Below are 10,477 nucleotides of genomic sequence, written 5' to 3'. Positions count from 1 at the left end.
GGTCACGGCTGGCCGCCTATAACGCGAACGCTCGGCTTGCCGGCGACTTCGACGGGCCGGCCGATCTTCGTGCCGGGTTACGAGCAGGACAATCCGGGCGGTGCGCCGGATCGTCTGCTGAACCGCGATATCCAGATCAACCAGCACGCCCCGCCCCGGCCGCAGGCGCCACCTCGATCGCGTTCGGCGACTTCAGCTACTACGAGATCCGCGACGTGATGGCAGTGACCCTGTTCCGCTTCAACGACTCGGCCTATGTGAAGAAGGGCCAGGTGGGCTTCATGGCCTGGATGCGCTCTGGCGGCAACCTGGTTGACGTGGGCGGCGCGGTGAAGACCTTCAAGCACGGCGCTGCGGCTTAACTGCCTCGGCCCACGAACGGAGGGACGCCCCAGCGCGGGCGTCCCTCGGAGACCATCATGGCAAAGCAGAAGAACACCTCCGCGCAGGCGGCCAATGCCGTCGACCAGCGCCTGCTACGCGATCGCAAGTTCCGCGTGGGCCGGGAGACCCGCGGCGAGCTGAAGCAGCCGCGCGAGGAATCGCAGCACCGCCTCATCCACAAGATCGGACACCTGATGGTCGACATCGTCGAAGGCGGGGAGCAGCTGGGCGCGCACGATGCGGTGAAGCGTCTGCAGCTGGACGCTGACGTCTGCTGCGAGATCGTGGAAATGGACGCCACCCCAGTGATCGCCGCGGTGCTGGACGCCTGCGAGGCGCCTCTGGGTGCAGGCGCCCGCAAGGTGCCGGCCGGCGCGCTGCCGGAAATCCGCACCATCCCGGTCAAGCGCGCAGAGAGCCTGTCATTCGGCGAGATGGAACAGGCCCGGTTCCAGGAGCTGTTCGACGGTCTGACCGAGTACATCGGCCGCCGCTACACCCATGTGATGCTCGACGACGTGCGCGCCGAGTTCTGGAAAATGGCCGGGCAGAACAGGAGAGTGGCGTGAAAGAATCAATCAGAGGGATTAAGCGCGGAAGGGCGGAAGAAAAACGCCTCGATGCGATTCTGCGAAGTGGTCAGAGCCGCCAGCGTGTCCCAGAGCAGGCCATAGAACTTGCTCTTGCTGTAGGTGGCCATTCGAGATTTATACAGAGGGCCGCTTTGAAGGTGCTCGACGGTGGCGCCGGTGACGATCATCAGCTCGCGAGCGCGTGTGACGTTGTAGATCGCGCGCTGGAGGCCTTCGGCTGCAGGGCCAAGTTCATGAATTCGCGAAATCACTGCGGTGATAGCTGGTGGAATGTTCAGTGCACTCTCAGCGAGCGGACCGATCACGCAGGCATCTTCACCGAGAGACTGCGCGTGTTCGTCCGGATCCTCGTCGGTCCACACAGCATTGTTTCTTTCGGCAAACTCTTGGATGTGTGGCAGCAGCATCAGCCCCAGGCTGCGCGCCTTATCGGCCATCTCGCGCTCTTGTTTTCTCTCAGTCAGATAGTGCTGAGCCGAAGGAACTGCAACAGCGATAAGGATGGCCACGATGCTACCAATGGCCTGAACCCACGCGGGCGCGTCTTTGCCAAGCGATATCTGTCCGGTCAGGGACAGCAGCCCAAGAGCTGCACCGAAGCCCGCCGTGATCAGCGCGACGTACAGCAGCACCGTGATCCAGTTGATCCGATTCCTCGAGCCCATGTCGATATTTCCCCCTATCCATGGCGGGAGGATACGCACTCCCCTGCCGATCTGGGAGGGCTGCTGATGCGCTCGAAGAACTAGAAGGCGTTCACTCCTGCAGAGGAGCGGCACGTGGAAGCAGTAAAGCTGCTGCCATGCAGTGTCTGTAGCCGACCAGGACCGAGCGACGCCCACCACATCAAGTAGGGGCAGCACTACACCACCGTGGCCTGTGCAAGGGCTGCCACCTGGGCAGTTTCAACGGCATCCACGAGCAACGCCGCATGTGGCTCGTCATGAAGATGGACGAGCTGGCCGCCCTGAACGTCACCCTTTCCCGGCTGCAGCTGAAGGAGGCCGCACGATGATTCACCTTACCCTGCCGTAAGGGCTTCACCGGCCTGTTCAATGCCGCTGGCGTGATTCCGACTGCTGCCCCGACTGGCAGCTGGACAGTTTTTACCGACTCCGAGCTGATCGTGGGTATGCTCAATCAGGCACTGCTCAACGTGTTCAACGGCACGAACACGGCGTTGATCGCCAACACGCTGCTGCTGCCTGGTCGAAGTTCAACCTGCTCGCCACCCGCAAGATGTGCGAGCACAGCGACAAGACTATCATCCAGCGGTACCTGGAGAACAACCTGCACACCGATCTGCCCGAGACCGAGTTCAAGGCCCTGACCTTCGCGCAGGTGAAGAAGGTCGGCAGCATCGGTGAGCGCGGCATCAGCACCAACATCGTCCAGTACGACACGCTGGACACCCTGGTGGCGCTGAAGGGCAAGGGCATCACTAACGCCGGTGACCCTCAGGTGGAGGTGGCCGAGGACCTGACCGACCCGGGCCAGGTTGCCCTTCGCGCTGCGGGCGACCCCAATGTGCCGGACGCCTATGCGTTCAAGGTGGAACGCGCCGACGGTTCCATCGAGTATCGGCTGGAGGCGCGTGCGAGGGTGACCTGTCGATTCAGGCGAGAGAGCACTGGTGCTGTAGGGCGCAGCCCTCATGAGGAAATGTGAGCCCCACCGCCATCACGACGGCAGGGCTCAGTCATCAGAAGGGTGCTACTGAAAGAACAAGCCCAACTGCGCAGGCAATCCAAGACAGAGTAAGCAGGAACAGCGTCCGTGGCTTATTGGTGAACCATTCGGCATTCCGCACCCTCGCTCTATAGGAAACGATGAGCGCGATGAAGACGAGGGATGGAATGATGTACGGCCAGACAAGAGCGCCCTTGGCACCCCTTCCGATCGACAGTCCGGCCAGCATCCATACTGCAGAGCTCATCGTCAGGATCAAAAATGCCCGGATAAGAATGCCGTTTCCGTGGATCAGTCGCTCTGATCCACGTTCTATGGGGTTAGGGAGTTCACTTGGCATTGTGCACCTGAGGGAGTGTAGGAACAGCCGATTCGGAAACCAACATATACCGGTGGAGAGTTTGCGCCGATCCAACGGACACCCAGGTTGTCGAGGTGTCTTATCATCTCACCACCCGGGCCTGCCGCAAGTGGGCCCGTCGGATAAATGTACGTTTGGGAAGCTTGATCGGGGCTCGCAATATCCTTCTGCCCGTCAGGAATCACATTGCCTGCTGCGTCTCGCCCGGATCCACGGATGTATCTGTACCCGTGATCTTGATAGGTGTATTGCACGAGAATGTAAGAGCCGTCAGGGAAGGGAATAGTGGTTACGATGCTGAAGGGGCTCGGCAGCTTTGTGATGTTGACGGCTTGAGAGAAGCCTGAAACGAGAACACGAAGGGTCTCTCCCACAAACCGCAAAGGCCCGAGATTGTCGTAGGATAGTGTTTTCGCAATAGCCGCCTCACGCCAAGCCGGTGTCGTCACCGCATCCATTGCATTCATCGGGTAGGTCTGAGGTGGATCGGCGAGTGGTATAGCCTGGGTGGGCGCTGCGGCGATCGCGCCACCGAATGAGTTGAGCGCAGCGCGGCTGTCATATACAGGCGCTTGGACTCTAACCGTCTCAGACCGGCCATTCGCGTCGTAGAGCTGCATGCCCGCATTGAACATTGCTTGTTCGTCCGCAGTCAGCATGATTTCCTTTACTTTTGTTCCGCCTGGAGCGGCAGCTGCGCGATAAAGCGGGCCGCCACTACCGGATACGTTCATGTGGTACAGGCGTCGATTCTTGAAATCCCAGAAGTAGTAGTCTCCGTCTCCTCCTGCCTTTGACTGCATCTGACGCTTTGTCAAAGTGCAGTCATCACAGGTTATTGAGTCGATTGCGTGTGCGGAGAGGGCACTTGTGAAAAGCGATATTCCGAGAATGACCTTTGCAGCCTTCAAACGCATTTCAGTTCCTTCCTGGAGTTGTAGATTGGCGTGCAATGTAAGCGCAGCGTGAACGTGCTGGCGCTTCACTTATACTCTTCAACCAAGCGCGAGCTTTTGCCGATTTTGGCGGGAGAACTCTTTGGTCACGTAGCATGGGTTGTTGGGAAAGGTGGACATTTGCCAGCCCTGCCTCTTGGGTTCCCTGATGGGGCAGTAATCACCAGCGTCGTGTGATCGAGTGGCAATGGACCCACGCTGGTCCCAGGCACTTCGTAAGTTGCTGATTGAGCGGGCGACGAAATCCCCTCCCAAGGGGAAGGTCGACCGTTCGAATCGGGCCGGGGTCGCCAGAATCAACAACTTGCGAAAGCCGCTATATCGCCACAGGCCATATCGGGCCATCAAAAGGCGCCATTTGGTCACAGTGGTGGTAATGGCGAATCAATAGGTTGGCTTCGCCACCGCACCGTCATCGCCCTCAGGGGGAGAGGTGCTCGTAGCACTTCCAGTAGTGGCGTAGTCGGCATGCCCGGCCAGGATCTGCACCTGTCGCAACTGCACTCCGGTGATGGCCATACCGTGTTCTTGTGCACGGCGACAAGCGGATCGGATAGACAGCGAAGTGCCCAGCGCACATACCGGCCCAGCGGCGCCTCGCGCTACTTGCCGACCTCGTGCACCCCCGGCCATCTTCGTCTGGATCGCTCTCAACACTTTGGCTGCCCACCTCTGCCGGGAGGCTTGGTGGGCGGCTGGAGTTGGATTGCCGCGCGGCAATTGAATCGCAATGCCGTAAGGTAATCTTTCTGCCGATCCGTTCGGAATTGCGCAAGTGCGGACGCGCAGTAGAATCAGCCAACAATAACGGAGGGGATCATGCGGAAAGGAATGCTTGGTGCTGCGGCCGCAATGGCCACGTTAATCGGCTGTTCCACGGTCCCCGTCACGGAGGAAACCGCCAGGCCGGTGCCTCCTGATCGTATCTACAAGGCCGAACGCTTGGCGCCGTCGCCGGACCGTAGTGCGCAGATCTACATCATGCGGGACAAGGGTTTCCATGGATCTGCCTGCACGCATGCCATCTCTCTCAACAATGAGAAGGTGATGGACATTCGCCAGTCCGAAGCCGCCACTCTGTATGTATCACCAGGCTCCTACTTCGTGAAGCTCGACACAGGCGGCGGCGCCTGCCCGAACATTTCAACGTCTCAGAACCTGACCATCAACGCGGGCGAAAGGCAGGTCTATCGAATCCTGCTGCCGTCCGATGGGAACCTTCGCCTGACCCGCGAGCAATAACCAAGCGCGGCAGGTCATGCAACGCCATGCAGGTGCTGGGTGAGGCGGACTCGGCCGCCGATGATCGAATCGTCAATCAGACGGAATGACGGATAGAGGCCATCTTCGACGAACCCGGTGTACCCCGTGTCGACCAGCACTACTACTGGCGCAGTGCGTCCGGGCTGGGTACCTGGCCCAGGTGGAGGCTGGATTCACGCGGCCGCAGGCCATGCAACCGGTGTCCGCCAAACTGGGCCCCGGCAAAATGCAGGCAGCGTCGGATTGTCGGTCCCGTGAAAACCGCAATCCTGTGGTAGTAAAGGCCCCAGCGGTGGCATGACGCCGCCGACAGGGGGCAACATGAAGGCGATGACCGCTGTTCTGGTTGCGGCTGTGCTTTGCGTTGGTTGTTCAACCAAGGGGGGGGCCACTGCACCCTACAACGTCTCTTTCGTTGGCCATCCTTCCCGGGCCGCCGTAGCACCACCTCCACCTCCACCTCCACCTCCGCCGCCCCCCGTTGACGGTCAGGCCCAGGCGCCTGATCCCAGCGGAGTCAAGCCTCCGACGAGGCTTCCCCGCGACGGATGGTATGAGCCTGGAGAGGAGGTGGATGACGCCTCGGACGTTGAGGAGGCGTTGCCAGCGGTACTGGCGGAATGCAAGAAGCTCATCCTCGGGATGGAGAACAAATCCGTTGATCAGCGAAAGGCGTCCCTCTGGGTGTACGGCATCGGGCTGGTCGCGGGCACGGTCATCGCACCTGCACTTACGGCGGCGAACGCTGCCAAGCACGCCGGTGCAATAGCGGGACTAAGTGCATTGGGGGGCGCCTCTGGTATGGCGGGAAAGGCGCTGGAGGACTCTGGGTTCGGGGGATCCGCGGCAATTGCTGATCGTAGAGCTGTCGCTGACGTGATTCGTCTGAAGCTCCCAGTGATCACGGATCGCAGAGAGGCGTCGCACGATCGACGGAAGGCGCTTACGGAAATGCAGGCTGCATGCTTTGCCTACGATCTGACCACCCCGAAGCCCATCCAGTCGTCAACAACCGGCAAATGAACAAGGAAGGGCCCGCTCTCCGATGGGCCCTTCTCTTTTACACCCCGCGTTAAGTTCGCTGCCGTCACTTTGCTCCGGGTGAAGAAGGTGGGCAACATCGGCGAGCGCGCCATCAACACCATCGTCGTGCGGTACGACATGCTGGATACCCTGCTGGCCCTGAAGGGAAAGGGTATCGGGAGGAGGCGCCCGAAGACCCTGAAGTCGATGGACGACACTTTGCGTCTGTGGGTGAGGCCGATTGAATTTTCTGCTGGGGCAGTCGGCATGTGTTCCAGATATGGCAGTAGAATCCGCGCGTGCCCCTCTCTTTCGGGTCATCATGTCGATACGAGTAGCGTGCCTGTGCGGGAACGTCGCCATTGAGCTGGGTGGAGAGCCGGTCGCACGCGCCAACTGCCACTGTTCATCGTGCAGGGACTTCTACGGTGTCACCGTGTTCTCCGCGACGGCATGGGAGGCTTCGTCGGTTCAGATGGCCTCCTTCGATGCGCGAAGCTTCAGCCATCCCCACAAGCAGCTGAAGAAGACCTTCTGTGCTACGTGCGGCGAGGTTGTGTTCGGCACGAACCGTCTGTGCATGCGTGTCGTTCCCAACGCCATGCTCGCCCGCGCTGGCGGCGGATGGCTGGACGTTGCCATGGCGCCCACAATGCATCTCTACTACCGGCAACGCGTAGTTGAGGTTCGCGATGAGTTGCCGAGGTACCTTGATGGCTGGGACGGCCCTGCCTACCTGCAGGGCTGAAGCTGCGACTGTGATGGTGCAAGGGCATTGTCGCAGGACAACATTCAATGGCTGCCGCGCAGCGTGACGGCGCCGGGCGGGCCGCTCACAATCAGTGGACCAGACCACACAGGCTTCCATATGCCCGCACAGTTGCAACCGGTTCAACCTCGGCATTACCCGCGTATCGCTGGCTGGCTCGATTCGGTTGCAGCGACGCAACGCTGGGCTGGCCCGGGCGTTGCGTTTCCTCTGCTGCCTGAGGCATTCGCACAGGCTCTTGAACTGGCCGAGCGCCCGGGTTGGGTGCTGTTGGACGGGGAGGGTGCGTGCATGGGGTTCGGCCAGTACTGGTGGACCGCGCCCGGCACTGCCCACCTGGGCCGCATCATTGTCTCGCCGCAGGCGCGTGGGCGCGGCCTGGGGCGGGTGCTGATGCAGTTGTTGGGTGCCGAGGCCCTCCGGTCGCCGGGGGTGCAGCGCCTGACCCTGCGTGTCTATCGTGACAACGTCGCGGCGGTGGCCCTCTACCGTGATCTCGGCTTCCAGCCGGTGGAAGACGCTTCAACGCCGGAGCTGCTGTTCATGCAGCGCAGCGGGGGCTGATCCACCCCCAGCGTCGGCTACTGCGGGTGGGGGCGGCATCTTGATCATTTCGGTACTTTTCACAAGTCTGGCATCGGGCCCGATATGCTGGGCCCCGGAATCCAGCCGGATCGGCCCATGGATCGAATCCCCCAGCTTCTGGAACAGGACGAATCCATGCGCCTGGAGGTCAGCACGTTGGCTGAAGGCTTGGGTGTTCCACTGTCGTTCGGGCATACGTATCTGGCGGTGCTGGTGTGCGTGTCCGGGCGTGCGCGTTTCGCACTGAACTTCCGCGAGGTGGCGGTGCAGCGGCACGACGTGCTGGTGCTGGCCGAGGATACGCTGGCGCTGCTGCGGCAGCGTTCGCGCGGTTTCCTGGCGGTGGTCTGCCTGATGCCGAAGGCGTTGGCCTCGGAGGTCGCCTATGTGCTGCCCAATGCATTGTTCAAGTTCCTGCACGAGCATCCCCATTGCGTACCGTCACCGCTGGAGGTGCCGCTGCTGCAGGGTTGGCTTCAGCAGTTGATGGATGCCCAGCACAACGGTGGCCGCCATCGGCACGTGATGCTGCGCAATCTGCTGCAGACCTTTTTCCTGAAGTTCGCCACGCTGCTCCCGGCACGCTACGAGGCCGCGCCGCAGGTTGGCCGGCGCGAGCGCCTGGCCTGGAACTTCTGGGAGCTGGTCGGCCGGCGCAGCATGCGCCAGCGTGACGTGCAGTCCTACGCCGAGGCGCTGTGCATTACCCCGTTCTATCTCTCGCAGTTGACCCGGGAATGCTTCGATGAAACGCCGAAGGCGTTGATCGACCGCCAGGTGGTGCTGGAGATCAAGGCACTGCTGAGCTACAGCGAACTGTCGATCGGACGCATCGCCGAACGCCTGTGCTTCGAGGATGCGTCCTACCTGTGCCGCTACTTCCGGCGGCATACCGGCCAGTCGCTGACCGGCTACCGCCGCGCCGGCCAGGGTGGCGCTAGTGCGATACGAACAGCGGCGCCGGAACTTCGGCCAGCAGATCCTCGGTGACGCCGCCGAGCACGCGTTCGACCACGCGGCTGCGGCTGTACGGCCCCAACACCAGTAGATCGGCTTCGGCATCGAGCACATGCTGGCGGATGGTGGCGGCAACGCCGCCCTGGCTGGAGCTGATCGCCTGGATTTCGACCTCGACGCCGTGCCGCGCCAGATGCTGGGCCATTTCGGCCCCGGGCGCGGCTTCAGCCTTGGGCGTGTCGACCATCAGCAGGTGTACGGCCTGCGCCCGGGCCAGCAGAGGCAGGGCATCTGCCACGGCACGGCGGGCCTGTTTGCTGGCATTCCAGGCCACCACGATACGCCGGCCGACCTGCTCGCCCTTCCAGTGCGGCGGCACCAGCAGCATCGGCACGCCGGTCTGGCGCAGTGTCCCCAGTGGATGCCAACCGGAGGGGGCACCGGGCGTATGCGGATAGCCGGCGACGATCAGGTCGCAATACAGCGATTGCAGGGCCAGATCGGCGCCGCCCAGATAGTCCGAGACGATGCGCAGTTCGGTGCTGATCTGCAGCGGTTCGGCGGCGTCGCGCAGGTTCTGCATCAACTGCGCGGTGCAGGCGGCGTCAGCGCGGGCTTCATGGTCGAGTGCGGCGGCGATGCCCGCGCCACGCGCGAAACCGTTGGCGATGTCGGTGGGATGCTGGGCGGTTGATACCGCGACCAGATGCGCCTGCTGCGCCTGCGCCAGGTGCGCGGCAATGTTCAGTACGCGGTCCCCGGTATCGCTGGCGTCGAACAGAACGGCGATGTCGCGTAGCGGATGCAGCATGGCGTTGTCTCCTTCGATGCCTGTGACGCGTTCCCTGCCGTGCGCCGACCCGGGTGCACCGGACGCAGGTCTGTTGTAGCGCATCCGTGATTCGAGTGAATCAAATGTGATTCAGTTTATTAATTGATGATTCATGCTAGCGTGACCGGACCCCGCATCCAGGCCCCTCCATGCGACCTGCCGCTGCCCGCACACGCCGCGACCTGCACCACGCCCTTGCTGCCACCCTGGTCAGCCATCCTCGTTGCACGCTCAGCGAACTGGCGCGCGGGGCAGGCATCAGTCGCGCGACCCTGTACCGGTTCGCGCCAACGCGGGAGGCGATTGACGAGGCCTTGTTCGCGGCGGGATTCGAACGCCTGGAAGCAGCGGCAAGCTCGTTCGATGGCAACGTGGATGCGCAGCAGGTGCTGGAGCAGGTCACGGCGGCACTGCTGGCCGACTGGGAGCTGGTGACGCTGGTGTTCGCGCGGATGATGGAAGAGCAGCAGCGCCAGGGTGACCTGCATCTGCTGCCGGAGCGCTGGGCCCCGATCGGTGAACGTTTCGAGGCGTTTTTCCTGCGCGGCCAGCGAGCGGGTGAGTTCAATGTCGAGTTCACCGCGGTGTGGTTGGCCGACTTCTACTGGACCTGCTTCTACGGCATCACCTGGTCGCTTGCGCGCGGCCGTCTGGCCCCGGCAATGGCCGCATCCACGCTGTTGGCCTCGTTCCGGCATGGGGCGATGAAGGGCTGATTCCCGATGGCGCGCAGCGCGCGCCACCTTGTCGCTGGCCCCACTGTGCGCCGAATTCGCATGGCAACTTGCCGGAAAGGGCGCTGCAGCTGCCGGAATCGTGCACGGGCCGCCGGGGCCGTGTTGCTACAACTGTGGCCAGGCGATTGGCGCCAGAGTTGGCAAATATTAATGTGATGAAGGTCACACATTTGTGCGAAATGTGTTAACTTGGTCACAGATATGTGTGCCCAACCATCCGGGTGCAGGGACGAAGGCAGGTGCCACGGAGTCGGCAGAACACGTAGTTGCGTGCGTCGCCGGTGCCGGGATTTCGTCCCAGGTCACCCATTGAACTTCGGCCCGTCTG

At 62.1% G+C, this 10,477-nt stretch carries 12 protein-coding genes; 9 read left to right on the top strand and 3 right to left on the bottom strand.

Annotation, left to right across the window (positions count from 1 at the left end; translation table 11 throughout):
• Nucleotides 1-362 (top strand): phage major capsid protein (locus QRO91_RS11915; protein ID WP_285310406.1); only part of this gene is annotated, 362 nt, incomplete at its 5' end.
• Nucleotides 363-419: 57 nt separating this feature from the next.
• Nucleotides 420-953: a hypothetical protein gene (locus QRO91_RS11910; RefSeq protein WP_053091941.1), complete on the top strand. Its 534-nt coding sequence runs from the start codon at nucleotides 420-422 to the stop codon at nucleotides 951-953.
• 5 nt (nucleotides 954-958) lie between these two features.
• Here the strand turns inward: QRO91_RS11910 and QRO91_RS11905 are convergent, their stop codons facing one another.
• Nucleotides 959-1,609 carry a hypothetical protein gene (locus tag QRO91_RS11905; RefSeq protein ID WP_146257112.1) on the bottom strand — a complete coding sequence of 217 codons (651 nt, stop codon included), beginning with the start codon at nucleotides 1,607-1,609 and terminating at the stop codon, nucleotides 959-961.
• A gap of 607 nt (nucleotides 1,610-2,216) precedes the next feature.
• Between QRO91_RS11905 and QRO91_RS11900 the strand changes: the two genes are divergently transcribed.
• Nucleotides 2,217-2,645 carry a hypothetical protein gene (locus QRO91_RS11900; RefSeq protein ID WP_180849171.1) on the top strand — a complete coding sequence of 143 codons (429 nt, stop codon included), beginning with the start codon at nucleotides 2,217-2,219 and terminating at the stop codon, nucleotides 2,643-2,645.
• Between the two features lie 333 nt (nucleotides 2,646-2,978).
• Here QRO91_RS11900 and QRO91_RS11895 read toward each other — a convergent pair whose 3' ends face one another.
• Complete coding sequence (locus QRO91_RS11895; RefSeq protein ID WP_143568313.1) at nucleotides 2,979-3,944, bottom strand: hypothetical protein; 966 nt, start codon at nucleotides 3,942-3,944, stop codon at nucleotides 2,979-2,981.
• 858 nt (nucleotides 3,945-4,802) lie between these two features.
• Between QRO91_RS11895 and QRO91_RS11890 the strand changes: the two genes are divergently transcribed.
• The 5 genes from QRO91_RS11890 (at nucleotide 4,803) to QRO91_RS11870 (ending at nucleotide 8,613) form a co-directional block, all read left to right on the top strand.
• Nucleotides 4,803-5,225, top strand: coding sequence for a hypothetical protein (locus tag QRO91_RS11890; RefSeq protein WP_065428086.1), 423 nt, complete (start codon nucleotides 4,803-4,805; stop codon nucleotides 5,223-5,225).
• 591 nt (nucleotides 5,226-5,816) lie between these two features.
• Nucleotides 5,817-6,269, top strand: a complete 453-nt coding sequence (locus QRO91_RS11885) for a hypothetical protein (RefSeq protein ID WP_049430985.1) — start codon at nucleotides 5,817-5,819, stop codon at nucleotides 6,267-6,269.
• 280 nt (nucleotides 6,270-6,549) lie between these two features.
• The gene (locus QRO91_RS11880; RefSeq protein WP_308306790.1) at nucleotides 6,550-7,017 is read left to right on the top strand and encodes a GFA family protein; all 468 of its coding nucleotides are present in this window, start codon (nucleotides 6,550-6,552) and stop codon (nucleotides 7,015-7,017) included.
• 120 nt (nucleotides 7,018-7,137) lie between these two features.
• Nucleotides 7,138-7,602 carry a GNAT family N-acetyltransferase gene (locus QRO91_RS11875; protein WP_049430982.1) on the top strand — a complete coding sequence of 155 codons (465 nt, stop codon included), beginning with the start codon at nucleotides 7,138-7,140 and terminating at the stop codon, nucleotides 7,600-7,602.
• Between the two features lie 117 nt (nucleotides 7,603-7,719).
• Nucleotides 7,720-8,613, top strand: coding sequence for a helix-turn-helix domain-containing protein (locus QRO91_RS11870; protein ID WP_049430979.1), 894 nt, complete (start codon nucleotides 7,720-7,722; stop codon nucleotides 8,611-8,613).
• On the opposite strand, the gene QRO91_RS11865 is transcribed toward QRO91_RS11870, so the two are convergent.
• Nucleotides 8,561-9,391, bottom strand: coding sequence for a universal stress protein (locus QRO91_RS11865; protein WP_197632263.1), 831 nt, complete (start codon nucleotides 9,389-9,391; stop codon nucleotides 8,561-8,563). The two genes, QRO91_RS11870 and QRO91_RS11865, sit on opposite strands and share 53 nt — an antisense overlap.
• A 170-nt stretch (nucleotides 9,392-9,561) precedes the next feature.
• Between QRO91_RS11865 and QRO91_RS11860 the strand changes: the two genes are divergently transcribed.
• Nucleotides 9,562-10,128, top strand: coding sequence for a TetR/AcrR family transcriptional regulator (locus QRO91_RS11860; protein ID WP_049430975.1), 567 nt, complete (start codon nucleotides 9,562-9,564; stop codon nucleotides 10,126-10,128).
• Nucleotides 10,129-10,477: the final 349 nt, after the last annotated feature.

Source organism: Stenotrophomonas maltophilia group sp. Smal32 (assembly GCF_030237085.1).
Taxonomy (GTDB): domain Bacteria; phylum Pseudomonadota; class Gammaproteobacteria; order Xanthomonadales; family Xanthomonadaceae; genus Stenotrophomonas; species Stenotrophomonas maltophilia_Q.
This window is presented reverse-complemented; position numbering and strand designations above follow the sequence as displayed.